Annotated in this window: 24 protein-coding genes and 1 tRNA gene; 14 read left to right on the top strand and 11 right to left on the bottom strand. The window is 72.9% G+C overall.

The window, feature by feature from the left end; translation table 11 throughout:
* The first annotated feature begins 2 nt into the window (after positions 1 to 2).
* Positions 3 to 272, top strand: a complete 270-nt coding sequence (locus ACFVVA_RS04105) for a hypothetical protein (protein ID WP_387685481.1) — start codon at positions 3 to 5, stop codon at positions 270 to 272.
* 331 nt (positions 273 to 603) lie between these two features.
* On the top strand, positions 604 to 873 hold the full coding sequence (locus ACFVVA_RS04100) for a hypothetical protein (RefSeq protein WP_387685479.1): 270 nt from the start codon (positions 604 to 606) through the stop codon (positions 871 to 873).
* Positions 874 to 1,034: 161 nt separating this feature from the next.
* Here the strand turns inward: ACFVVA_RS04100 and ACFVVA_RS04095 are convergent, their stop codons facing one another.
* From ACFVVA_RS04095 to ACFVVA_RS04075, 5 genes are all read right to left on the bottom strand, one after another.
* Positions 1,035 to 1,871 carry an aldo/keto reductase gene (locus tag ACFVVA_RS04095; protein ID WP_387685477.1) on the bottom strand — a complete coding sequence of 279 codons (837 nt, stop codon included), beginning with the start codon at positions 1,869 to 1,871 and terminating at the stop codon, positions 1,035 to 1,037.
* A gap of 11 nt (positions 1,872 to 1,882) precedes the next feature.
* The gene (locus ACFVVA_RS04090; protein ID WP_387685475.1) at positions 1,883 to 2,482 is read right to left on the bottom strand and encodes a hypothetical protein; all 600 of its coding nucleotides are present in this window, start codon (positions 2,480 to 2,482) and stop codon (positions 1,883 to 1,885) included.
* A gap of 134 nt (positions 2,483 to 2,616) precedes the next feature.
* Positions 2,617 to 2,700: transfer RNA gene (locus ACFVVA_RS04085), tRNA-Leu, on the bottom strand.
* A 117-nt stretch (positions 2,701 to 2,817) separates the two neighbouring features.
* Positions 2,818 to 3,816, bottom strand: coding sequence for an alpha/beta hydrolase (locus ACFVVA_RS04080; protein WP_387685473.1), 999 nt, complete (start codon positions 3,814 to 3,816; stop codon positions 2,818 to 2,820).
* Between the two features lie 6 nt (positions 3,817 to 3,822).
* On the bottom strand, positions 3,823 to 4,890 hold the full coding sequence (locus ACFVVA_RS04075) for an alcohol dehydrogenase catalytic domain-containing protein (protein ID WP_387685471.1): 1,068 nt from the start codon (positions 4,888 to 4,890) through the stop codon (positions 3,823 to 3,825).
* 97 nt (positions 4,891 to 4,987) lie between these two features.
* Here ACFVVA_RS04075 and ACFVVA_RS04070 point away from each other — a divergent pair, with 97 nt between their 5' ends.
* The gene (locus tag ACFVVA_RS04070) at positions 4,988 to 5,578 is read left to right on the top strand and encodes a CGNR zinc finger domain-containing protein (RefSeq protein ID WP_387685469.1); all 591 of its coding nucleotides are present in this window, start codon (positions 4,988 to 4,990) and stop codon (positions 5,576 to 5,578) included.
* A gap of 69 nt (positions 5,579 to 5,647) precedes the next feature.
* On the opposite strand, the gene ACFVVA_RS04065 is transcribed toward ACFVVA_RS04070, so the two are convergent.
* A complete protein-coding gene (locus ACFVVA_RS04065; RefSeq protein WP_387685467.1) occupies positions 5,648 to 5,791 on the bottom strand; it encodes a DUF397 domain-containing protein in 144 nt (47 codons plus the stop codon).
* Entirely contained in the window at positions 5,748 to 6,695 is a 948-nt protein-coding gene (locus ACFVVA_RS04060) for a Scr1 family TA system antitoxin-like transcriptional regulator (protein ID WP_387685464.1), read from the bottom strand. The genes ACFVVA_RS04065 and ACFVVA_RS04060 overlap by 44 nt, the downstream gene beginning before the upstream one ends.
* A gap of 188 nt (positions 6,696 to 6,883) precedes the next feature.
* Here ACFVVA_RS04060 and ACFVVA_RS04055 point away from each other — a divergent pair, with 188 nt between their 5' ends.
* The 5 genes from ACFVVA_RS04055 to ACFVVA_RS04035 all read left to right on the top strand — a co-directional run bounded on the left by ACFVVA_RS04055 (position 6,884) and on the right by ACFVVA_RS04035 (position 11,465).
* Positions 6,884 to 7,294, top strand: a complete 411-nt coding sequence (locus tag ACFVVA_RS04055; RefSeq protein ID WP_387685462.1) for an ATP-binding protein — start codon at positions 6,884 to 6,886, stop codon at positions 7,292 to 7,294.
* 12 nt (positions 7,295 to 7,306) lie between these two features.
* Positions 7,307 to 7,867 (top strand): hypothetical protein, encoded by a 561-nt coding sequence (locus ACFVVA_RS04050; protein WP_387685460.1) that lies wholly within the window; start codon positions 7,307 to 7,309, stop codon positions 7,865 to 7,867.
* A gap of 117 nt (positions 7,868 to 7,984) precedes the next feature.
* Positions 7,985 to 8,848, top strand: a complete 864-nt coding sequence (locus ACFVVA_RS04045; protein ID WP_387685458.1) for an alpha/beta hydrolase — start codon at positions 7,985 to 7,987, stop codon at positions 8,846 to 8,848.
* Between the two features lie 627 nt (positions 8,849 to 9,475).
* Entirely contained in the window at positions 9,476 to 10,402 is a 927-nt protein-coding gene (locus ACFVVA_RS04040; protein ID WP_387685456.1) for a ribosome-inactivating family protein, read from the top strand.
* A gap of 190 nt (positions 10,403 to 10,592) precedes the next feature.
* Complete coding sequence (locus ACFVVA_RS04035) at positions 10,593 to 11,465, top strand: ribosome-inactivating family protein (RefSeq protein WP_380357627.1); 873 nt, start codon at positions 10,593 to 10,595, stop codon at positions 11,463 to 11,465.
* Positions 11,466 to 11,584: 119 nt separating this feature from the next.
* On the opposite strand, the gene ACFVVA_RS04030 is transcribed toward ACFVVA_RS04035, so the two are convergent.
* Positions 11,585 to 12,286, bottom strand: a complete 702-nt coding sequence (locus ACFVVA_RS04030; protein ID WP_387685454.1) for an alpha/beta hydrolase — start codon at positions 12,284 to 12,286, stop codon at positions 11,585 to 11,587.
* A 136-nt stretch (positions 12,287 to 12,422) separates the two neighbouring features.
* Between ACFVVA_RS04030 and ACFVVA_RS04025 the strand changes: the two genes are divergently transcribed.
* Positions 12,423 to 12,938 (top strand): hypothetical protein, encoded by a 516-nt coding sequence (locus tag ACFVVA_RS04025; protein WP_387685452.1) that lies wholly within the window; start codon positions 12,423 to 12,425, stop codon positions 12,936 to 12,938.
* Between the two features lie 201 nt (positions 12,939 to 13,139).
* Positions 13,140 to 14,726: an AMP-binding protein gene (locus tag ACFVVA_RS04020; protein ID WP_387685450.1), complete on the top strand. Its 1,587-nt coding sequence runs from the start codon at positions 13,140 to 13,142 to the stop codon at positions 14,724 to 14,726.
* Positions 14,727 to 14,807: 81 nt separating this feature from the next.
* On the opposite strand, the gene ACFVVA_RS04015 is transcribed toward ACFVVA_RS04020, so the two are convergent.
* Positions 14,808 to 15,767 carry a GlxA family transcriptional regulator gene (locus ACFVVA_RS04015; protein WP_387685448.1) on the bottom strand — a complete coding sequence of 320 codons (960 nt, stop codon included), beginning with the start codon at positions 15,765 to 15,767 and terminating at the stop codon, positions 14,808 to 14,810.
* 72 nt (positions 15,768 to 15,839) lie between these two features.
* Here ACFVVA_RS04015 and ACFVVA_RS04010 point away from each other — a divergent pair, with 72 nt between their 5' ends.
* Positions 15,840 to 16,436: an isochorismatase family protein gene (locus tag ACFVVA_RS04010; protein ID WP_387685446.1), complete on the top strand. Its 597-nt coding sequence runs from the start codon at positions 15,840 to 15,842 to the stop codon at positions 16,434 to 16,436.
* Here the strand turns inward: ACFVVA_RS04010 and ACFVVA_RS04005 are convergent.
* Complete coding sequence (locus ACFVVA_RS04005) at positions 16,426 to 16,956, bottom strand: hypothetical protein (protein WP_387685444.1); 531 nt, start codon at positions 16,954 to 16,956, stop codon at positions 16,426 to 16,428. The genes ACFVVA_RS04010 and ACFVVA_RS04005 overlap by 11 nt on opposite strands.
* A 367-nt stretch (positions 16,957 to 17,323) precedes the next feature.
* Here ACFVVA_RS04005 and ACFVVA_RS04000 point away from each other — a divergent pair, with 367 nt between their 5' ends.
* Positions 17,324 to 18,244: a sigma-70 family RNA polymerase sigma factor gene (locus tag ACFVVA_RS04000; RefSeq protein ID WP_387685887.1), complete on the top strand. Its 921-nt coding sequence runs from the start codon at positions 17,324 to 17,326 to the stop codon at positions 18,242 to 18,244.
* Between the two features lie 142 nt (positions 18,245 to 18,386).
* On the opposite strand, the gene ACFVVA_RS03995 is transcribed toward ACFVVA_RS04000, so the two are convergent.
* Complete coding sequence (locus ACFVVA_RS03995; protein WP_359906674.1) at positions 18,387 to 18,962, bottom strand: nucleosidase; 576 nt, start codon at positions 18,960 to 18,962, stop codon at positions 18,387 to 18,389.
* Between the two features lie 336 nt (positions 18,963 to 19,298).
* On the opposite strand from ACFVVA_RS03995, the gene ACFVVA_RS03990 reads away from it, so the two are divergent.
* Positions 19,299 to 20,831 (top strand): hypothetical protein, encoded by a 1,533-nt coding sequence (locus ACFVVA_RS03990; protein WP_387685442.1) that lies wholly within the window; start codon positions 19,299 to 19,301, stop codon positions 20,829 to 20,831.
* Positions 20,832 to 20,851: 20 nt separating this feature from the next.
* On the top strand, positions 20,852 to 21,805 hold the full coding sequence (locus ACFVVA_RS03985) for a glutamate ABC transporter substrate-binding protein (protein WP_387685440.1): 954 nt from the start codon (positions 20,852 to 20,854) through the stop codon (positions 21,803 to 21,805).
* The last annotated feature ends 206 nt before the right edge of the window (positions 21,806 to 22,011 follow it).

Here is a 22,011-nt window from a genome sequence, read left to right as displayed (position 1 = left end):
TCATGCGTGCCCTCAAGCGTGTCCTGGCCGTCAGCGCCCTCACCGTCCCGCTCGTGATCGGCGCCGCCGGCCTGGCCTCGGCCCACGGCAGCATCGACGCGAACTACGGCAAGGGCTTCTTCACCGCCAACGAGCACGGCGCCGGCCTCGCGGCCGTCGAATCCCACGTCGGCCCCGACGGCGTCGAGCACGCCGACTTCTGGATCTGGGCCGACGACAACGGCGTCACCGGCTCGTTCACCGGCTCCGGCGCCACCAGCCACGAAGGCTGACGAAACCCTGCACCACTGGACGTACGGGGCGACCCCGGGACAGGGCCGCCGCTGATCCGGATCCTGGAATGACGAAACGGCCGGTCGACCGCGAGGTCGACCGGCCGTTCCCATGGGCCCACCCGAAGAGCGTCTGCTCCGCCCGGACGATCCCTCAATACGATCACCCGATCGGCCATTTCCGCAGGTCGGCGCGGCGAGCCTGACACCTCGTCAGGTCTGTTCGGATGGCGGCGCCGATTGCGGGGGCCGGCGGCACATGGCTGTCTGGTTGCGGCAGGGCCGACCGGCACTGCCACCTGTTGTCCCGCACTTCATGGAGGAGACCATCATGCGTGCCCTCAAGCGTGTCCTGGCCGTCAGCGCCCTCACCGTCCCGCTCGTGATCGGCACCGCCGGCCTGGCGTCGGCCCAGGAGGGCCTGGACGCGAGCTGGGGCAGCGGCCAGTTCATCGTCAACCAGAACGGCGCCGGGGTCGCGGCCGCCGAGTCCTCGGTCAGCCCCGAGGGCGTCTCGCACGCCGACTTCTGGATCTGGTCCGACGACACCGGTGTCTCCGGCGCGTTCACCGGCTCCGGCGCCACCTGGCAGGAGGGCTGACGAACCCCGCCCCACCGGGGGTGCGGGCTCCAGGCCGGGCCTGATCCGGTCCCTGGAACGACGAAACGGCCGGTCGACCGCGAGGTCGACCGGCCGTTCGGCTGCCCTCCCCCGGCCGGGCCGCCGCGGCCCGGTTCCGTCAGGGCGACATTGCCTGTGGGCTAAGGATGTTGAGGGATCGAAGGAGAACCGGGGCACCGGTGCCGATCCTGGTCCGAGACCACCGCGGCCGTCGCGGTCGCCGCGGTCGCCGCGGTCGCCGCCGAGGCGAATGCCGTGGCGTTCGCCTCAAGATGGCCGACCTGCGTGGTGCCGGTCAGGACGACCGCGCGCCGGAAGGCCGCCGCGTGGAAGGCGAAGGGGTTGCCGGTGCCGGCGAGCGCACCGGACGCCATCGGCCGGTTGAGCAGGGGCAGGTGCGAACGCCCGGCCTCGCCGTACGCGGCGGCGAAGCCGGCGTTGGCGGGGTTCGCCGGGAACTGGACGGTGTCGAAGAGGTCGACGGCGAGCGCCGCCCGCAGGGCCTCCTCGGAGGAGACGCTGACTCCGACCGCTCCCACCTCCCCGGAGGCCCGCAGGCCCTCGAACCAGGCGAGGAGGCGCTCGTCCCGCAGGTCCTCGACCGCGCACTTGTGGAGTTGCAGGAGGTCGACGCGCCCCAGCAGCCGGCGGGACCGTTCGAAGCTCGTCTCCAGGGCTCCGGGCGAGTGGTCCGGACGGGCACCCTCCGGGGCCGGCCAGGTCTCGCCGCACTTGGTGGCGATCACCAGGTCGTCGCGTCGGCCGGCGGGCAGGTCCGCGAGGTACTCGCCGAGCACCGCCTCGCTCCGGCCGTACGCGGCGGCCGTGTCGAAGAAGCGGATGCCCAGTTCGATCGCCCGGTCCAGCAGGGCCCGGGCCTGTTCGGGGAGGCACACCGCGGAGTCCGGGGCGGGCCACGGCCGGCCGATGCCGATCAGGCCGAGCCCGAGTTCGACCCCTCGGATCCGGTCGCCCATCGCCCTGTCCATCACTTGCCCCGCGGGTGGTAGGCGAGCTGGCGCTCGACGGCGGCCGTGGCGAAGTCGCCGAGGCCGTTCACGACGTCGCCGGCTTCGAGCCGGATCCCGCGGGCGAGTCCCGCCCCCTTGAGCACGGCACCACGGCGGTCGGGGTCGGGCCCGGTGAAGTCGTCGCCCCCTGCCAGCCGGACGCTCTGGGCCGAGATGGCGCCGATGATCTGGGCGCCGTTGCCGATGGTGCTGGAGCCGACGATCTCGGCGCCGTTGAGCAGCCGCGCGCGGTCGCCGATCGACAGGACCGATCCGGGCTGGTTGGCCTTGACCTGGACGCCGCCCGGCCCGAACGAGCACCCGTCGCCGACGACGACCCTTCCGCCGTCGGCGGCGGCGATCAGCGTGGACGGGTGGAAGGTGTTGCCACTGCCGATGGAGCACGTCCCGCCGTCGCACTGGACCACCACGCCGGGGAAGAAGGTGTTGCCCTCTCCGATCACGGCTTCGGTGGCGATCAGCGTCGAGAACGGGTCGAGGACGGTGTTCGTCCCGGCGAGGGCGGCCGTCTCGGCGAGCGTCCGGAACCCCTTCGCTCGACGTTGTGCGTCCATCATTTCGATGATCCTGTCGTGCACTTCCGGTCAGCTCCCCTCACCACAGGTGGCCCCTCACGAACCCGTGAGGGGCCACCTACTTCTCCGGACGACAAAACGGCCGGTCGATCCGAAGATCAACCGGCCGTTCGCTGTGCGCGAGGGGGGAGTTGAACCCCCACGCCCTTTCGGGCACTGGAACCTGAATCCAGCGCGTCTGCCTATTCCGCCACCCGCGCATCTGGGTGATGAGGAAAACTATAGACCATCTGGTGGGGTGCCTCCGACCACCCCGGGGCGAACGGGCGGGAGCCGCCCCGCACGCGGGGAGGGCGCGGGGCGGCGGCCGGGGCGGGCTACGGCGTCGGGGCCCGGAGGTGGCGGGCGAGGTAGCCGGTCCAGGTGTGCTGGAAGCTCTCCGCGAGCTGCGACTCGGGCGCGAACAGGTCGAAGGCGTGGTACGCGCCGGGGTACAGGTGGAGTTCGACCGGGACGCCGTGGGCGCGCAGGCGCATGGCGTAGTCGAGGTCCTCGTCGCGGAAGCAGTCCAGTTCGCCGACCGCGATGAAGGTGGGCGGCAGCCCGGCGAGGTCCTCCGCGCGGGCGGGGGCGGCGTACGGGCTGACGTCGTCGGTGCCGGCGCGGTCGCCGAGGACCGCCTGCCAGGCGAGGCGGTTGGTGGCGCGGTCCCAGATGCCGATGTCGGTGATCTCACGGCTGGACGCGGTCCGGTCGCGGTCGTCGAGCATGGGGTACATCAGCGCCTGGAACAGCGGCGCCGGGCCGCCGCGGTCGCGGACCAGCAGGGCGGTGGCCGCCGCGACCCCTCCGCCGCCGCTCTGGCCGGCGATGCCGATCCGGGCGCCGTCCAGGCCGAGCGCGGACGCCTCGCGGACGAGCCACCGGTGGGCGGCGTGGCCGTCCTCGGCGGCGCCGGGGGCGGGGGTCTCGGGGGCGAGCCGGTAGTCGACGGCGGCGACGGCGCAGCCGAGCCGCGCGGCCAGTTGCTTGAGCCAGGGGTCGTCCTGGGCGGCGAAGCCGAGCACCTGTCCGCCGCCGTGGAACCAGAGCAGCACCGGCAGCGGCCCGGTCGCGGTGGTGGGCCGCAGCAGGCGGACCGGCACGTCCGGTCCGCCGTCCGCCCGGCTCGCGAGGTGTTCCTCCACGGTGACCGCCGGCTCGTCGGGCGCGGCGGCGGCGACGGCCGCGGCGAAGGAGCGGAGGGTCTCGCGGGTCGCGGCGATGTCGGTGAGGTCGAAGGCGCCGTGGGGGGTCATCGGGACGCCGTCGAGGGCCCGGCGCAGTTCCGGGTCCATCAGCAGGCGGGGGGCGGGCCCGGTGGTGTCCGTTGCCATGGCCGCTCAGCCCCGGAACTCGTCGATGACGACCACACCGGTCGGCCCGTACGTCTCCAGGGACTCCAGCACCGAGCCCGCCTCGTGGAGGCCGACGGTGCGGGTGACGATCCTGCCGGGGTTGAGGCGGCCGGTCTCGATCATGTTGAGCATCGTGCCGAACCGCTGCCCCTGCATGCCGAAGGCACCGAGGATCTCCAGTTCCTTGACCATCATGACGTCGATCGGCAGCGGGACGTCGCCGCGCTCGGCGCCGGTGGTGTGCCCGAGCTGGAGGTGGCGGCCGCGGGTGCGCAGGGAGAGCACGGAGTTCCGGCAGGCCTCGGCGATCCCGACGGCGTCGACGGACACGTGGGCGCCGCCCCGGGTGAGGGTCTTGACGGCCTCGGTCGGCTCGTCCACGGCCGCATTGACGGTGTGGACGGCGCCGAGGGCGCGCGCGGCCTCCAGCTTCTCGTCGGAGATGTCGATCGCGATGACGTTGGCGCCGGTGGCCGCGGCGATCTCCACCGTGGACAGCCCCATGCCGCCGCCGGCCCCGTACACCGCGACCCATTCGCCGCCGCGCACCCGGGCCTGGTCGACGACGCCGTGGAAGGCGGTCATGTAGCGGCAGGCGAGGGCGGCGACATCGACAAAGCCGACGGTGTCGGGAACCCGGACCAGGTTGACGTCGGCGAAGCGGACCATGACGTACTCGGCGAAGGCGCCCCAGTAGGACACCCCGGGCACGAGGGAGTCCACGTGCTCGCACACGTGCTGGTTGCCGCTGCGGCACATCTCGCAGGACCCCTCGCCGGGGTTCATCGGGAAGATGACGCGGTCACCGTCCCGCCAGTCGCGGACGTCCCGGCCGACCTCCACGACGGTGCCGGCGAACTCGTGGCCGAGCACGAACGGGGGCTGGACCTGCGGCCCTCCGGTCCAGAAGTCCCCGGCCCACAGGGCCCAGTCGGTGCGGCAGATGCCGTTGGCGCCGACGCGCACGATCGCGCCGTCCGGCGGGCAGACCGGGTCGGGCACCTCGCGGACGACGAGGGGCTTGTGGAGTTCTTCGATGACTGCGGCGCGCATGGACGCGACCTCCTCGGTAAATGTCCACCGGTTGAAGCGGTGGACTTGGAAGCTATGTGGAGGCGAGGAGTCGTGTCAACCGCATAGAGTGGTGGACATGAGCGATGGGGACGGCCGACGAGAAGGGCGCCAGCGCGCCAGGACCGACTTCCGGTTCGACGACGCACGACTGTGCTTCGCCTTCGCCGGCACACTGGCCGACCGCGGCAAGGACGTGCAGGTGGAACGGCTGGCCGGGCCGGAGGACCTGAGCCGGTGGGGCGTGGAGAGCGGCTGCACGACGGTGGCGCCGAGCTGCAATGAGGCCGAACTGGAGGGTGCGCGGCGGCTGCGCGAGGCGATCCAGCGGATCGGCGTCGCACTGGCGGAGGGCGCGCCGGCTGATCACGAGGACGTCGCAGTGGTCAACGGGGCGGCGGCAGAACCGACTTCGGTGCCCGCGCTCTCGGCGGATGCGGAGTCCGTGCAGTGGGACGGGGAGGGGGTGGCGGCGGTGCTGTCGATGGTCGCGCGAGACCTGATCGAACTCTGCGGATCGGAGCAGCGGACGCGCGTCCGCATCTGCGGAAACCCGGACTGCGGAACGCCGTTCGTGGACACGTCCCGGGCGGGCGCGAGGCGCTGGTGCTCGATGAAGACCTGTGGCGCGCTGGTGAAGAAGCGGGCCTACCGGGCGAAGGCGAAGTAGCCGGGGCAGGAGACGCGGCGGAGCGGGGCGCCGGTCGGCGCCCCGCCCCGAGGGGTGTGGAGGAGTGGATCAGCCCTCGATCGGCAACTCACCGGCCCGGACGGCGCTGATGAACGAGCCCCACGAGGAGTCGGGGAAGACGAGGGCCGGGCCCTGCGGGTCCTTGGAGTCACGCACCGGAACGAGGCCGGGGAATCCGGGGGCTACCTCCACGCAGTCGCCGCCGTTGTCCCCGCTGTAGCTGCTCTTCCGCCAGGCGGCTGCGGCGAGCTCGTTGCTCATCATCTCTGTAACCCTCCAGCGCATCGGCGATCAGCCGTAGCGAGTCAGCCTCTGACAGGCATTCGGCACGGAGCTGATCATAGCGACGCTGGTGCTTGGCCACGGTGTCGGAGGCATCACTCAGATGTCCCCGATCGATGCTCTCCGAGTAGACCCAGCGCTCTCCGTCCGGCAGCTCCAACAACACCATAGCGGCGTTGAAGACAACCCGCCGGTTCGAGAACGGCGCCACGTGAATGATGACGTTCGGGAGCTGGGCCACCCTCAGCAGATGTTCCATCTGACTTCTCATCACACTCGGCCCGCCCACCGCTGTACGGATAGCGCTTTCATCGAGAATGACGAGCAACAGCGGCCCATCGGGCACGAGAAAACGGCTCTGCCGACCGAGTCGGGCGCGGATTCGCTCCTCGATCTCCTTCGGGCCAAGGACCGCAGCACCGTTGGCAAAGAGCGCATGCGCATACTGCCAGCACTGCAGCAGGCCGTGAATCAGGCTGGCCTGGTACACCCGCAGCCCGACCGCGACGGCCTCCAGCTCGGCGCGCTCCTGGAACCAATCCGGGTGCTCGATCGACGCGTTCCAGTCGACCCGCCCGTACAGCCGCATGAGCAGGTCGCCGGTGTTCAGCAACTGCCCGAGCTCCTCGACCTCCTCGACCGAGGGCTTCCGCCGCCCACTCTCCGTCCGCGAGATCACCGTCCGGTCGAGGTGGAGCAGCTTGCCCAGCTCCTCCTGGGTGAGGCACGCCAACTCGCGCGCATAGCGGACCTCTTCGCCGAACATGATCGCGGAGCTCGCCGTCGGTCCGCGCTTGATCTTCCGGTGTGCCATCACTGCTCCCAGCTGTGCGTCACGTGCTCAACACGTGGATCTGGGCGTCACCGTACTCCCACGGGCCGATCATTGATACCGGAACGCAATCATCTGCATGCGCAGCGTGAATGCGTGCGCTCTTGTCGCACTCCCCCCTCCGCCCCCTCCGAGGTACCCCCATGCTCAAAACGCACCGTCGCCCCCGCATGTTCGTCGCGCGCCTCGATTCCCGTATCGAGTCCACGCCGCTGGCCCGGTACTTGCTCCAGGCCTACCTCTCCGCCCTCCCCTCCGGAGACCGGTACTCGGACACCGCCGAACTGTTGCTCGGCGAGTTGTTCGCCAACGCCGTCCAGCACTCCGACGCCCCCGACGACTGCCACATCGAGGTCCGCTTCACCGTCACCGGCTCCCGCCTGCGCCTGGAAGTCCACGACGCCGGCACCGACCACCCCACCCTCCACGCCCCGACCCCCGACGACGAGCACGGCCGAGGCCTGCTCCTCGTCAACGAGTTGGCCGAACGCTGGGGCAGCGCCAACCGCCCCGGCGGCATCGGCAAGTTCGTCTGGGCCCTCGTCGCCCCCGCCCCCGGCCCCGCCCTCGTCACCGCCTGAAAGCACACCCCCATGCACCTCACCACCCTCGCCGGCCACGCCCTCTCCCGCGGCCGCACCCCCGCCGACACCTACGCCCTCCTCGCCCGCCGCACCCACAAGCCGGTGCCCTCCGCGCGCGCGGTCTGCCTCGCCCTCACCATCCCCCTCGCCGAGACCCTCCGCCGCCTCCACGAGTGCCACGACGCCCTCCTCGCCAACCCCCGGCCCAACTCCGAGACCGACACCGGCGAACTCCTCGAAGCCCTCGGCGTCTTCGACGTCCCCGCCTCCCTCACCGACACCGAACTCAAGGTCGTCGACCACTTCCTCGTCGCCATCGACGCCATGGGCGGCATCCGACCCGGCCACCAGCACGGCCTGCACCGCTGGTTCACCACCGGCAACCTCACCGCCGCCTACCTCTCCCTCGCCGCCGCCCGACCCATGCCCCGCACCGGAAACCCCACCACCTACTGGACCGCCCTCGTCACCGCAGGCGAACTCCTCACCACCGCTCCCAACCCCGACACCCGCCTCAAGTACGCCCTCACCCACTGCCGCACCCAGGCCGCGAAGGGCCTTTCCGGGTAGTGCGATGATCATTCGCTGAGTACTGTGTGCCGTCGAACAGTTGGGCAGCTGTTCGACGGCTGCCCCCGTGCGACGCGCATGCCGCCGACGCACGGAGGTCAGAAAGTGAGCAGACAGATGCAACCGACGTTCGTCCTGGTCCACGGAGCCTTCGCGAACTCCTTCTCCTTCGCGCCGCTTCAAGCCGAACTCGGCCTCCTCGGGCACCGGTCCGTCGCCGTCGACCTCCCGGGGCACGGATTCGCCGCGACGTACCCGGCCGCCTACCAGGCGCCGCAGGACCTCGACGGGCTCGCCACCGCGCCCGGCGCCATCAAGGGCGTCACCCTCGCCGACAACGTCGCGCACCTCGTCGGGATCCTGGAGCGGGCCAAGCGCAACGGGCCCGTCGTCCTCGTCTCCCACAGCCGCGGCGGTCTGACGGCCACCGTCGCGGCCAACCAGCGGCCCGACCTGATCGACCGCCTCGTCTACGTCTCCGCCTGGGCCCCCGTCGACCTCCCCGTCGGCGCCTACTACGCCGAGCCCGAGATGGCCACGGCCGACGCCGCGGGGCTGGCGGCGGCGCTCATCGGCAACCCCGCCGAACTCGGGCTGCTGCGCGTCAACTTCCGCACCGCCGACCCCGGCATCCTCGCGGGCTTCAAGGCGGCCTTCCTCGCCGACGGCACGGACGACCAGTTCATGGTCTTCCTCAACACCTTCCAGCCCGACGAGAACCTCGACACCGGCACCCCGGACGACCGGGCCCAGGCCGACACCTGGGGTCGCATCCCGAAGACTTACGTGCGGCTGGCCGACGACACCAGCATCCCGCTCGCCATGCAGGACCGGATGATCCACGAGGGCGACGCCCTCAACCCGGAGAACCCCTACGACGTCCGCACGCTCCCCGGCAGCCACCTGAAGTGGCTGGTCGACCCGGCGCCGGCTGCCCGGGTCCTGGCCGAACTCGCCGCGCTCCTGCCCACCGAAGCCTGACCGTTCCGTAACGGCTCCCGCGCGGTGGCAGCCACGCCCCTCCGGCCTGGCCGCCACCGCCCCCACCACCGCCCCCGCCCGCAGCCCCGCACAGGAAGTCGGCCCCGCCGACTTCCTGTGCGCTCGGCCGACTGCGCGCACTTGGGCACAGGGCGATCCGCTGACAGCCGAGCCCGCCGGCACGGTGACTTCCGCCGCGAGGAGAGGCCGGCCGAACGGTCCCGTCGGCTTGACCGCCAGCGCCCGCCTCTGTGCCCAACCGGCACAGCTGCGGAGGCGCGCGACCGCGCGCGACGGCACGCCCGTCCCCGGGCGGCGGGGCCAGGGGCCTGCCTCACGAACCGACCTTGCGCGCCGTGCCGATCTTCGATCAACTCAGCGCGATGTCAAGCGACTTGACCATCGCAAATGCAGCCGGTAGCCGCCTCTCCACCCCACCCGCGCCCACCCCGATCGACCGTCCGATCCATCCGGCCGCGGGTCGCAGTCGCGGCCGGATTGACATGATCCGGACAGGGTTCCCCGTGCCACGATGCTGCCCGGAAGAACCACCGCGGCACCCCCGGTGTCGCTCCCGGATCCGACCCGCCGTCAGGCCTCCGGACCCGCCAGGCAAGAGAGAAGAAGATGAAGAGGCACACCACCGTCCGCACACGGATCCGCTCGGCACTCCTGGCAGGCATGGGCCTGAGCATGGTCCTCACCGGCGTGCTCGGCGGGGCCGGAACCGCCCAGGCCCGCACCGAGTGGCGCCACATGTCCCACGTCTGGTTCGACCTGTCGGAGGGCCCCAGCGGGGACGAGCGGATCCGGTACTCCACATTCCTGGCGAGCCTGCGGGCCGCGGTGTCGGGCTACAACGCACAGGAGACGCAGCTGGAGGACGTCGGCCTCGTCCAGGTCTCGCTGACCGCGCTCAACGACCAGGGCCAGCGCCGCCACACCGACCTCTGGATCAACCCCTCCAACCTCTACCTGTGGGGCTACTCCAACCAGAACGGCGACACCTACCAGTTCAACGACCTCAACAACGCCCTGCAGTCACGGATCTCGGAGACCACCACCCCGGCGCCGCCGGTCAACCACAACGTCCAGACCCTGAACTTCGGCTCCAACTACAACTCGCTGTCCACGGCAGCCGGCCGGGGCCGGGAGGCCCTGCCCATCAGCTGGAACGACATGCGGGGCTCCATCCTGCACCTGGCGGGCGAGAACAACCCGTGGGGCAACCGCCAGGCGACCGCCCGGTCGCTGAGCCTGATGATCCAGGCCCTCTCCGAGGCCGCCCGGTTCAACGACGTCGAGGGCACCTTCCGCGCGGTGATGAACGACTGGACCGTCCGTAACCTGCCGATCCAGCAGCAGTACCTGGAGAACTCCTGGGACGCCCTGTCCCGCTTCTACAACCAGGCCTCGGCGGGCCAGAACGCGACCCCGGTCGACATCCCGACCGTCGGGAGGGTCGACAATCTCAGCAACCTGCGCTGGTACGTGCAGATGACCATGGGCCACGCCCACTCCGACAACGGGGACTGGAACCGCGACGAGCTCTGACGGCGCCGGCCTGCCCGCCACCACCCCCTGATCCCCCGCCGCCGCGCGGGAAGTCGGCCCAGCCGACTTCCCGTGCGTTCTCGGACGCACGGCGGTGCACGGACAGCGGAATTCGCCGGCCCGGTGGGTCCTAGCCTCGTGGCGCGACAAGGCCGCCCCACCCTCGATCCGGAGGAGAACCGAGAAGACCGTGCTGAAGAAACTCTGCTCCGCCCTGCTGACCCTGGCCATCTCGATGGGCCTGGTGACGACGCTCAGCGGCACCGCGTCCGCGACCAACTACCAGGTGATCGACTGGCACATCTCGAACATCACCGCGGGCGGAAACACCAACCACCAGAACTACTGGAACCTCATCGACGCCATCCACCGGTACACCTACGGCGATTCGACCGGCCTCAACGGCGTCACCGAGACCACCACCGAGCACGGCCGCCTGATCCAGGTACGCGTCCTCGACACCAACAACGTCCACCTCGTCTCCGTCTACCTCTGGGCGAACGACCTCTACGTCGCGGGCTTCTACGCCCCGCAGACCAACTCCCACTGGGCGTTCCAGGACCGGCTCGGCGAGTTCCAGAACGCGCTGGGCGTGACGGTGCCCGCGAACCGCCGCATCGCCAGCGGCAACTACAGCAACATCCCGGGCGGCAACGAGCGGGGAAGCCTCGTCCTCAGCCCCGAGCACATCTACAACGCCATGCGCACCCTCGGCCGCGCGACCGCGTACAACGACGCCACGGGCCGGGCGCTGCTGACGGCGATCCAGATCTTCTCGGAGGCGGCACGCTTCGGCGTGGTCTTCGACGTCGTCCGGGGCAACATCCAGGACCCCAACCGGAACCGGCCGCTGAACTACTTCGACTCGGTGCGCGGCAACATCCTCGCCGCCAACGTGGAGAACCAGTGGGGGCAGATCAGCGAGTTCATCCGCAACGCCCGCAACGACCCGTCCACGGCGACCATCTCCATCATGGGCCACACCGTCGCCACCATCGCGGCCGTGCTCTACTACATCGGCTTCATCGAGGCCAACGGCGCCATCATGCACAAGCCCAGGTAGGACGAAGCCCCGGGGCGGCCCACCGGCACCGGCCGGCGGGGCAGCCCCACGGCCCGTCACCGCTCACAGCTCGCGCGGGAAGTCGGCCCGGCCGACTTCCCGCGCGAACGCCTGGAGGCCTACCGCCCGGCCCGGTAGGCCTCCAGGCGTTCGGCCAGCTCCTGCGGGTGGCCGAGCATGGGGAGGTGGTCGCCCGGCATCTCGTCCGGGCGGAAGCCGAGCCGCTCCTCGACGTGCCGCCGCAGGAACGCGGGCGGGAAGAACCGGTCGCCGGCGGCCAGCAGGTACCTGGTCGGGACCTGCGGCCAGGCCTCCAGCGGCCACGGCGTGCCGAACGGGGTCGCGGACTGCCGCCGCTCGTGCTTCGCGAGGAGCTCCTCGGCCAGCGCAGCGGGGGTGTCGTGCAGGAACAGGGCGCGTTCGTCCTCCTCCGCGCCCTCTGCCACGCCCCTGCTGCGGTCGGATTCGCGGCGGGCCGCCCAGTAGCCGGTGTTCTCCCACCACGCGCCCGGTGTCTCCCCGGGCGCCGGCACCTGGGCGTGCAGCATGACCAGCAGGTCCACCGGCATCCGCGCGCAGACCAGCGGGCCGGTGAAGCCGCCGAACGAGTGCGCGACGACCACGCGCTCGCCCGGCCGGTCCCCGACGGCCGCCACCGCCGCCACCGCCGCGTCCGCGTACTCGGCGAGCCCGGCCGCGTCGTCGTCGCACGGCAGGTCCGGCGCGACCACCTCGTGACCCCGCCCGCGCAACTCGGCTGCCAGCGGCCCCCAGTACCAGGCATCGGCCGCCGCGCCATGGATCAGAACGTACGTCGCCACGGATCACTCCCCGTCCGGAACGGATCACTTCTGGGCCGCGCCCCGAGCCTACCGACCGGTCCGCCCCCGAACCGCCTCGCGACACCCGCATACTCGTCCCAACGACTATTCGCAGGCCACTCGTTGGGGGAAGCCCTTGTTCCGCGACACCCGCCCGCGCAGCATCCGCATACCGACCCACCGCGAGACCGCCGAGGAGTGGGGCGAGCAGATCGCCGCACTCCGCGCCGCTCCGCCCGGGTGGTCCTTCCTGCTGGGGCGGCTCTCCTCCGGCGGCTACCTCTGCCACCTCGACCTCAACTACCACCTGGACGGCGAACTCGTCGCCGTCGTCCAGACCTCGCGCCCCGTTCCGGCCGGCCACCGGGTGGGCTCCCTCACCACCCCGCAGTCCCAACTCTCCACCTTCCTGGCGAATTCGGACCGCCTCGACCCGCGCACCCACCTCGCCCCGCTCGACGGCCCGCCCACCCCGGGCGAGGTCCTGCTCCACGGCGTCCGCGTCCCGGTGGAGGTCCACCACAGCCACGGCTGCCGCAGCGCCCTCGTCCCCCGGCTCCCCTCCCAGCAGGGCTGCGTGATCGTCACCGCCGCCACCGAGCACTGGGCCGCCGCCACCGACCTCGCCCTGCGGCCCCCGGCGGCGTTCTGAGCGGGGCGGCGCGCCGGACCCCCGCGCGATTCACCCGGACGGGGCGACGCGGGCGACGCGGGCGACGCGGGCGGCGCGCGCGACGCGGGCGGAGCCATCGACATGACGCGTCGTCATGAATGCGCCGTTGCAGATGTGTTCAGGCCAATTACCGGCAGAACATCCCCGGTACGACGGTGCGGGTGGGGTTAGCCTGTGGCCATGGTTGCAAACTGCAAGGAAGAAGTAGCCATGGGCGGCGCGGAGTTCGTCAGCGGCCCCGCCCTGATCCTCCGGTCCCTCGCCTCCGACCCCGACCGGCGGGCCGTCGTCACCGCCGACGGCGCCGGGATCACCGCCGGCGACCTCGCCGCCGCCGCCTACCGCCTCTCCCACGAGCTGATCGCCCGGGGCGCCGCCCTCGGCACCACCGTGACCCTGCTGACCGGCAACACCCCCGAGGCCCTCGTCGCCCGGTACGCGGCCGGCCTCGCGGGCGCCCGGGTGGTGAACCTGTACGACGGCATGAGCGAGCCGGTCCTGGCCGAGATCACGGCGAGCGTCGACACGACGCTCCTGCTCGTGGACGCCGAACGGTACGCCTCGGCCGCCCGCTTGCTCCCGCTGCTCGACGGGCCCACCGTCCTCACCCTGGGCCCGGGGCCGGCCGACCACGCCCCCGGCGCCCTCGGCGAGGACGTCATCGCCGCCTCCGCCCACCGCCCCGCCGAACCGCCGGACGTCCGGATCGGCCCGGAGGACGACCTCGGCATCCGCCACACCGGCGGCACCACCGGCATCCCGAAGGGCATCCTCAGCCTGCACGGGCCCTACCGCCACGTCTTCGACGCCCCGGTCGGCAGCGACCCGGTCGACGGCGCGCCCCGCCTCCTCGCCGCCACCCCGCTCGCCCACCTCGCCGGGATCATGTCCGACCTGACCCTCCAGCGCGGCGGCACGGTGGTCCTCCAGCGCTCCTTCGACCCCGGCGCGGTCCTGGCCGCCGTCGAACGCGAACGCATCACCGACCTCTGGGTGCTGCCGGCGCTGCTCCACCAACTGCTCGACCACCCGGCGGTCGGCCGCACCGACCTGTCCAGCCTGCGGCAGATCATCTACGGCGGCAGCGCCGCCTCGCCGACCCGGATCCGCGAGGCGCTCAAGGTGTTCGGGCCCGTCCTGGTCGGCGTCTACGGGATGTCGGAGGCGCAGCTGATCTCCTGCCTCACCCCGCAGGAGCACGCCCGGATCGGCCCCGACAGCGCCCAGGTCCCGGTCGGCCGGCCCGTCCCTGGCGTCGAGGTGGCGATCCGCTCCCTCGACGGCACCGACCTGCCGACCGGCGAACAGGGCGAGGTCCACCTGCGCTCCGACGGCATCATGGCCGGGTACTGGAAGCGGCCCGACCTCACCGCCGCCGTGCTGCGGGACGGCTGGCTGAACACCGGCGACGTCGGCTACTTCGACGAGGACGGCTACCTCTACCTCTCCGACCGGGTCAAGGACCTGATCATCGTGGTCGGCGGGCACGTCTACCCGTCCGAGGTGGAGGACCTCCTCCTCACCCACCCGACCGTCGCCCGCTGCGCGGTCTTCGGCGTCCGCGACGACCAGGAGACGGAGCACGTCCACGTCGCCGTCGTCCCCGCCCCGGGGCAGCGGCCGCGGCTCGACGAGCTCCGCGCCTTCGTCACCGAGCGCAAGGGCCGGATCTTCGCCCCCGAGGCGCTCCACCTCGTCGACGAGATCCCGCTGACGCCCGTCGGCAAGCCGGACAAGAAGCGCCTGCGCGAAGCCGCCACGGCCTGAGGGCGGTCGGGGGGTGGCGGCGCCGAGGGCCGCCACCCCGCCGGCCCGCGCCCGGCCCTCCCTGCCTCCACGCCCTCCGCGCTACCCCTCCTCGCGGCCGCGGAAGGCCCGGCGGTACTCCCTCGGGGCGACGCCCACCCGGTCCGTGAAGACCGGCCGCAGGGAGACCGCCGAGGCGAAGCCGCAGCGGGTGGCGACGGTGTCGACGGGCAGGTCGGTCTCCTCCAGGAGCCGCTGGGCGGTGAGGACGCGCTGGTCGAGGAGCCAGCGCATCGGAGTGGTCCCGGTGGTGGCGGTGAAGCGGCGGGCGAAGGTGCGGTCGGACATCAGGGCGGCGGCGGCCATCCGGCGCACCGTCCAGGGAGCGTCGAGGGAGGCCGCGACCTCGGCCCGCAGCCGGGCCAGCGGATCGTCACCGGCGGCGGCCGGGACCGGGGACGGGATGAACTGGGCCTGGCCGCCCGCCCGGAAGGGCGCGGTGACCATGGCGCGGGCAATGGCCGCGGCGGCCTGCTGGCCGTGGGCGGTGCGGACGAGGTGGAGGCAGAGGTCGATGCCCGCCGCGACGCCCGCCGAGGTCCACAGGCCGTCGCCGCCGGTGAAGAGCACCTCGGGCCGGACCGTCACCGCCGGGAAGCGGCGGGCGAGTTCGGGGGCGAGCGCCCAGTGGGTGGTGGCCTCCCGGCCGTCCAGCAGGCCGGCCTCGGCGAGGACGAAGGCGCCCGCGCAGAGCGAGGCGACCGGGACGCCGGCGGCGGCCACCGCCCGCAGGGCGTCCAGGATCTCGGGGCCGCGCCGGGCGGCCGGATCCTCGACGCCCGGCACCACCACCAGGTCGCAGGCGGCCAGCGCCGCCGGCCCGTGGTCGGGGACCCGCTCCAGCCCGCCGCCCAGCCGCACCCGGGCGCCCTCCGGCCCGCAGACCCGCAGGTCGAAGGCGGGCAGGCCGGGCCGGGAGGTCCGGTTCGCCCACACCTCGGCGATCACCGCGTAGTCGAAGGCCCGGACACCGTCGAAGATCAGACAACCCACCGTTCGCATGGCAGGAACCTATCGATGGGTGGCCCCGCTGCCCATCACGCCCGCCCGGCGACCCCGACCACCATGGACGGCATGACGAACACCGACGCCTTCGACGCCCCCCTCACCCTCGACCAGGACGCCGTCCTGCTGCTCATCGACGTCCAGAAGGGCTTCGAGGACACCGCCTTCTGGGGCCCCCGCGACAACCCGCGGGCCGAGCAGCGGATGGCCGAGCTGATCGCCGCCTGGCAGGCCACCGGCCGCCCGATCGTCACCGTGCAGCACACCTCCCCGGCCGGCCCGCTCGCCGAGGGCACCCCGGGGCACGGGCTGAAGGACTTCGTCGCCGACGTCACCCCCGCCCTGCACATCACCAAGACCGTCAACAGCGCCTTCTACGGCACCCCCGACCTGCACGCCTGGCTCCAGGAGCGCGGCGCCCGGCAGGTGGTGGTCACCGGGATCATCACCAACGTGTGCAACGAGACCACCGCCCGGATGGCCGGCAACCTCGGCTACGACGCGGTCTTCCCCGTCGACGCCATGCACTCCTTCGACATGACCGGCCCCGACGGCACCACCGTCCCCGCCGCCGACCTCGCCCGCGCCACGGCCACCACCCTGCACGCGATGCGCTTCGCCAAGGTCGTGACGACGGAGCAGGTGCTCCGGGCGGCTAAGGCCTGAACAGCGGCTCGTACGCGGTGCCCTCCTCCGCGTTGAGCAGCACGTACGAGGCCCCGGAGCCCAGCGCGAGCTCCCGCAGCCGCGCCAGGGCCTCGGCCGGGGAGGGGACGTCGAGCCCGAGCGCGGCGGCCGCCGCGTCCCGGTCGGCGAGCAGGTCGGGCTCGTCCTCCAGGTACTCCTCCGCCGCCCTCGTGCTCTCCTCGACCGTCAACCGCGGGCAGTCCCGCCACCACGGCACCGCCAGCAGCAGCCGGACCAGCTCCGGCACCCCGACGGCCAGCAGGGCCGCGCCGCCCTCGGAATCGGCGTACAGCACAGGCCGCTCCTCGCCGCCCTCCCCGCAGAGGAAGAAGGTGCCGCCCGCACCGTCCTTGGCCACCGGCTCCAGGGCCGCGCCCGAGGCGAGCACGACCGCCTCGCCGTGCTCGTAGACGTCGAGGGAGAAGTCGCCCGGCCAGGCCAGGAAGTCGGCGGCGGCGGAGTCGGCGGCGGCGGCGCGGATCGCATCGAGGAGGGACATGGCGGCCACCCTACGGACCGCTACGGACACTCCTCGGCCCGCCAGCCGCTCCGCCAGGTACTCCTCCCAGGTCCGCCGCCCGTGCTCGGCCCCCCGCCGGGGCCAGGTTCTCCCCCGCCCGGTACGCCCGCCCGCCCCTGCCCGGCACCCGCAGCGGCAGGTGCCGGCGGCTGCGGCCGCGCGCAGCAGCGGGACCACCTGCCGGCCGAGGGTTCCGGTCCCGCCGGTGACCAGCACGCTGTGCTTCGTCATGATCGTCTCCGTTTCGTCCCGGGCCGGGAGTTGATCTCCCCGCCGCGGCCGTTGTTGGGTGGCTCCTGCTGCCCTGACCCCCGGCGACGAAGGAATGTGACACGTGGACGAGAAGGTGGACGAGAGCTCTGCCCGGGCCGCGCTCTTCGAGGAGCAGCGCCCGCGCCTGCGCGCCGTCGCGTACCGGATGCTCGGCTCGATCAGCGAGGCCGAGGACGCCCTCCAGGAGGCCTGGCTCCGCTACGACCGCACCGACACCGCCGACGTGGCCAACCTCGGCGGCTGGCTCACCACGGTGGTCTCGCGGGTCTGCCTGAACCTGCTGCGCACCCGCGCCCAGCGCCGCGAGGAGCCGCTGGAACCCGCCGGGCCGGGCGGCGAGCCGGGCCCGCCGCGCATCCCGGACCCGCTGCTGCGGCGTGAGGGCGTCGTGGACCCGGAGCAGGAGGTGATGCTCGCGGACTCGGTCGGGCTGGCGCTGATGGTGGTGATGGAGTCGCTGTCACCGGCCGAGCGGGTCGCCTTCGTGCTGCACGACCTCTTCGCGGTGCCCTTCGAGGAGATCGCCCCACTGATCGAGAGGACCGCCGCCGCCACCCGCCAGCTGGCCAGCCGGGCCCGGCGCAAGGTGCAGGGGCAGGCGCCCGCGCCCGACCCGGACCTCGGCCGGCAGCGGCGGGCCGTGGACGCCTTCTTCGCCGCCGCCCGCAACGGCGACCTGGACGCGCTCGTCGCCGTGCTCGACCCGGACGTGGTGCTGCGCTCGGACGGCGGCACGGCGATGGCCCGGCACACGGTGGTGCTCTCGGGCGCCGGCACGGTGGCCGGCCAGGCCGTCCTGTGGGGCACGCTGTCGCCGTTCGCCCGCCCGGCACTGGTCAACGGCACCGCCGGCGCGGTGGTCGTCGGCGACAACGGCCGGGCGCTGTCGGTCATGGCCTTCACCGTGGTGGACGGCGCGATCGTCGCGATCGACGTGCTCACCGACCCGGAGCGGCTGGCGGCCCTGGACCTCACGGACTTCCGAAAGCAGTGACGCGCGGGCGCACGGAACGGGGTGGGAGGGCCGTCGCCCTCCCACCCCGTTCCACACCCCTGCGCCCCCTGAACAGACGCCGCCCTTGAGCAGGCGCCCCTTGAACAGGCGCCCCTTGAGCAGGCGCCCCCTTGAGCAGGCGTCACCAGCCCTGGGCGACCACCCAGTCGGCCAGCTTCCGGGCGCAGTCGTCCACCGCCTCCTTCCAGCTGTGCTCCGCACCGTCCCCGGCCTCGTCGCTGACGTGCTTGACCAGCCGCACCGGCAGCCCGGCCCGGTGCGCGACGGTGGCGACGGCGTAGCCCTCCATGTCCACCAGGTCGGCGTGCTCGGCGAGCCGGTCGCGGGCGGCCGCGTCGGAGACGAAGAGGTCCCCGGTGGCCAGCACCGGGCCGTCTCCCTTGCCGATCACCAGCGGGGCGCCGTACTCACGCCCGGTGAGCGCGTGCAGGGCGGCGGTGTCGAGGTCGTGCTGGATCACCTGGACCACGTGGTGGGTGCCCTCCCAGCCGGGGCGCAGCGCACCGGCCGTGCCGAGGTTGATCACCTCGGACGGCTTCTCGCCCTGCGCGAGGACGGTGGCCAGCGCGACGGCGGCGTTGACCTTCCCGATCCCGGTGAGCAGCACGGGCAGGCGGTCGTCCAGGTGGGCGGCCTCCTCGCGCACGGCGACGACGAGCAGCGGGCGGTCGGGCGAGATCGTTCCAAGCAGGCGCATACCTCCATCGTACGGAGCGAGGGGTCGCCGCACCCGGGATTGCGCGCCCTCAACCGGACCCCCGCGCTCCGCCCGACCGGGGGAACCGCGTAGGGTGCGGCCCGCGTCGGACGGTTCGCCACCTCTCGGGACGACCGGTGGGAGCGGCCCGGGCCGGACCGACGGCAAGGGCGCACGAACGGTACCGGCCGCACCAGTGGTACCGGCCGTCCCGGGAACGTGCACGACATGCTCAAGATCGGCGCAAGTCAGGTGTGGCCGGGGGGAGTCACGGCCATACTGCTGCCATCGGTCGGGCCCCGGGGACGGGCCCGGCCCCAGGGGAGGATGAGGCGGGTGGCAACACCAGTAGGCAGCGGCGCGTCCGGCGCCGCGTTCCCGGCACGGCCGAACCAGCTGCCGGGGGCGCCGGGCGCGGCGGTGGCGACGGCCGCACCGGGGGCACCGGCCGCACCGGCCGTCCCCGGATCGGCCCCGCTCGCGAAGTCCGGCGGGGCGCCCCCAGCGCCCAGACCCGGCGGGGCGCCCGCGAAGCGCCCTCCGACGGCCGTCGCCACCGGCGTGCGCGCCCGGCTCGCGCAGGCCACCCGCACACCCCCCGGTCGGCTGCGGCTGGCCGGCGTGGTGCTCGCGGTGCTCACCGTGGCCTTCGGCGGGCTCACCGCCTGGCAACTGGAGACCAGGGCCCAGGCCGCCGACCGGGTGGTCTCGTACAGCCAGCCGCTCAGCCGGGACGCCGCCGAGATCCACCGCAACCTGGCCGACGCCGCCACCACCGCGGCCAGCGGCTTCCTGCTGGCCGGCGCCGAGCCCGACGAGGTCCGCAACCGCTACGAGCAGGACATCGCCACCGCCGCCAAGCTGATCGCCCAGGCCGCCGCCCGGACCACCGCGACCTCGCCCGCGCAGGGCTCGCTCGCCCGACTGAACCAGCAACTCCCGGTGTACGCCGGCCTGGTGGAGACCGCGCGGGCCGACAACCGGCAGGGCATACCGCTCGGCGGCGCCTACCTGCGGTACGCCTCCGAGCAGATGCAGACCGTCCTGCTGCCGACCGCCGCCGAACTGGCCGCCGTCGAGAACCGGGAGCTGTCCGACGACTACGCCGAGGCCAGAGCGGTGCCGTGGGCGGCGTACGGCCTGGCGCTGGTCGCCCTGGCCGCGCTGGCCTGGGTGCAGCTGACGCTGTTCCGCCGCACCAACCGGGTGTTCAACATCGGGCTGCTGGGCGCCACCGCCGCCGTCCTGTCCGGCGCCCTGTGGCTCACCGTCACCGGGCTGACCACCAGCTCGGCGCTCCAGCGGAGCAACCGCGAGGGCGCGGCCCCGCTGCGGGCGCTCAACACCGCCCGGGTGGACGTACTGACCGCCCGGCTGGCGGAGAACCTGCACTTCGTCGCCCGCGGCTCGACCACCAAGTACGCCGACCAGTGGGCGAAGGCCACCGAACACCTGGCCGGGGCCAAGGACCTCCCGCCGGACCGGTCCAACGGCTCCCTGCCGCAGGCCGTCCGGCTGGCGCCGTCGGCCGCCGTGCCGAGCGTCGTGGACGCCTCGAAGCAGTTCGACGAGTGGCGCCGGCGGCACGACGCCGCCCGAACCCTGGAGGTCGACAGCGCCGACTACCAGGGCGCCCTGGAGGCCACCGTGACGGCCAAGGGCGACGCGGCCACCGCCGACGCCGCCTTCAACGCCACCGACAAGGCGCTCGCCCGGGCCGCCGACATCGAGCAGGACCGCTTCGACAAGGCCGCCGGGGGCACCGGCGGGGACCTGCGCGCCGCCGCCGTCGCCGCCGCGCTGCTCGGCCTGGTGGCCGCGACCGCCGCGCTGCGGGGCCTGGGCCGGCGACTGGCCGAGTACCGGTGACGGGCAGAGGGGGAGACGCAATGCGCACCAGAGGATCCAGCGGATCGAGGAGAAGGACCAGGACCGCCGCCGCGCTCGCGCTGCTGGCGGCCGGCACGGCCGTGCTCACCGGGGGCGGCCCGGTCGGCGCCGCGCCGGCGGCCACGACCGCCGCGCCGCTGGCCGTGCAGCAGGACCAGGCCGACGGCTGCGACGTCTACCGGAGCGTGCCGCCGAGCAGCGACGACGGCCCGGCCGTGAAGGCCGTCAAGGCCCGGCGCAGCCTGGTGATCGGCGTGGACCAGAACAGCTACCGCTGGGGCGCCCGCAACCCGAACACCGGCCAGATCGAGGGCTTCGACATCGACCTCGCCCGGGCGATCGGCGCGGCCGTCATGGGCGACCCGGACAAGGTGGTGCTCAAGCCGGTGGCCACGGCCGACCGGATCGACGCCATCAAGAAGGGCCGGGTCGACCTGATCGTCCGCACCATGACGATCAACTGCAAGCGGATGGAGGACGTCGCCTTCTCCAAGCCGTACTTCAACATCAGCCAGCGCGTCCTGGTGCCGAAGTCGTCGCCCGCGAAGAACATCGACGACGCGATCAAGGACAAGGCGGTCTGCGCCGCCGACGGCTCCACCGCGCAGACCGTGGTCAAGGAGAAGAAGACCGCCCGGCAGGTCGTCACGGTGGAGAACCAGCTGGACTGCCTGGTCCTGATGCAGCTCGGCAAGGTCGACGCCACCATGACCGACAACGGCCTGGCGGCCGGCCAGGCCGCACAGGACCAGACCGTGCGGATCGTGGACGGCGAGGCCCAGCCGGAGGTGATCGGCGTCGCCATGCTGAAGGACAGCACCGACCTGACCGCCCGGGTCAACCAGGTCCTGGCCGACTACTACGCGCGCGGCGACTGGACCCGTTCGTACGAACACTGGCTCAAGCCGTACATGCTCAACGAGGCCGAGCACTACTGGCCCGCACCGCACTGATCCGGCGTCGGGGCAGGTCCGGGGGCGGGCGTGCGGAACGGCGCAAGACGGCGCGCGGGACGGCGCGGGGGAGGTGGCGCACGATCCGTCAGCGGGGCGTTCGACGGCACGTTGACGCCCCGCGCCCGCTCCGCCCGAACGGCCACCGGCTAGGGTTCGGGACGATCACCACGGGGAGACCGGTGGTGGACACGGGGGTTGTCGTG

The sequence above is a fragment of the Kitasatospora sp. NPDC058048 genome, assembly GCF_042885555.1.
Lineage (GTDB): Bacteria > Actinomycetota > Actinomycetes > Streptomycetales > Streptomycetaceae > Kitasatospora > Kitasatospora lactacystinica.
The sequence above is the reverse complement of the archived record's forward strand: the minus strand, read 5'-3'. Positions and strand labels throughout refer to the sequence as shown.

What these genes read in the sequence shown, in the direction of transcription:
- ACFVVA_RS04050 (WP_387685460.1), top strand. Translation starts at nt 7,307, where the DNA reads ATGCACCTCACCACCCTCGCCGGCCACGCCCTCTCCCGCGGCCGCACC.
- ACFVVA_RS04080 (WP_387685473.1), bottom strand. Translation starts at nt 3,816, where the DNA reads ATGGCAACGGACACCACCGGGCCCGCCCCCCGCCTGCTGATGGACCCG.
- ACFVVA_RS04055 (WP_387685462.1), top strand. Translation starts at nt 6,884, where the DNA reads ATGTTCGTCGCGCGCCTCGATTCCCGTATCGAGTCCACGCCGCTGGCC.
- ACFVVA_RS04075 (WP_387685471.1), bottom strand. Translation starts at nt 4,890, where the DNA reads ATGCGCGCCGCAGTCATCGAAGAACTCCACAAGCCCCTCGTCGTCCGC.
- ACFVVA_RS04070 (WP_387685469.1), top strand. Translation starts at nt 4,988, where the DNA reads ATGAGCGATGGGGACGGCCGACGAGAAGGGCGCCAGCGCGCCAGGACC.
- ACFVVA_RS04005 (WP_387685444.1), bottom strand. Translation starts at nt 16,956, where the DNA reads ATGTCCCTCCTCGATGCGATCCGCGCCGCCGCCGCCGACTCCGCCGCC.
- ACFVVA_RS04060 (WP_387685464.1), bottom strand. Translation starts at nt 6,695, where the DNA reads ATGGCACACCGGAAGATCAAGCGCGGACCGACGGCGAGCTCCGCGATC.
- ACFVVA_RS04020 (WP_387685450.1), top strand. Translation starts at nt 13,140, where the DNA reads ATGGTTGCAAACTGCAAGGAAGAAGTAGCCATGGGCGGCGCGGAGTTC.
- ACFVVA_RS04010 (WP_387685446.1), top strand. Translation starts at nt 15,840, where the DNA reads ATGACGAACACCGACGCCTTCGACGCCCCCCTCACCCTCGACCAGGAC.
- ACFVVA_RS03995 (WP_359906674.1), bottom strand. Translation starts at nt 18,962, where the DNA reads ATGCGCCTGCTTGGAACGATCTCGCCCGACCGCCCGCTGCTCGTCGTC.
- ACFVVA_RS03985 (WP_387685440.1), top strand. Translation starts at nt 20,852, where the DNA reads ATGCGCACCAGAGGATCCAGCGGATCGAGGAGAAGGACCAGGACCGCC.
- ACFVVA_RS04105 (WP_387685481.1), top strand. Translation starts at nt 3, where the DNA reads ATGCGTGCCCTCAAGCGTGTCCTGGCCGTCAGCGCCCTCACCGTCCCG.
- ACFVVA_RS04100 (WP_387685479.1), top strand. Translation starts at nt 604, where the DNA reads ATGCGTGCCCTCAAGCGTGTCCTGGCCGTCAGCGCCCTCACCGTCCCG.
- ACFVVA_RS04040 (WP_387685456.1), top strand. Translation starts at nt 9,476, where the DNA reads ATGAAGAGGCACACCACCGTCCGCACACGGATCCGCTCGGCACTCCTG.
- ACFVVA_RS04090 (WP_387685475.1), bottom strand. Translation starts at nt 2,482, where the DNA reads ATGATGGACGCACAACGTCGAGCGAAGGGGTTCCGGACGCTCGCCGAG.
- ACFVVA_RS04095 (WP_387685477.1), bottom strand. Translation starts at nt 1,871, where the DNA reads ATGGGCGACCGGATCCGAGGGGTCGAACTCGGGCTCGGCCTGATCGGC.
- ACFVVA_RS04045 (WP_387685458.1), top strand. Translation starts at nt 7,985, where the DNA reads ATGCAACCGACGTTCGTCCTGGTCCACGGAGCCTTCGCGAACTCCTTC.
- ACFVVA_RS04015 (WP_387685448.1), bottom strand. Translation starts at nt 15,767, where the DNA reads ATGCGAACGGTGGGTTGTCTGATCTTCGACGGTGTCCGGGCCTTCGAC.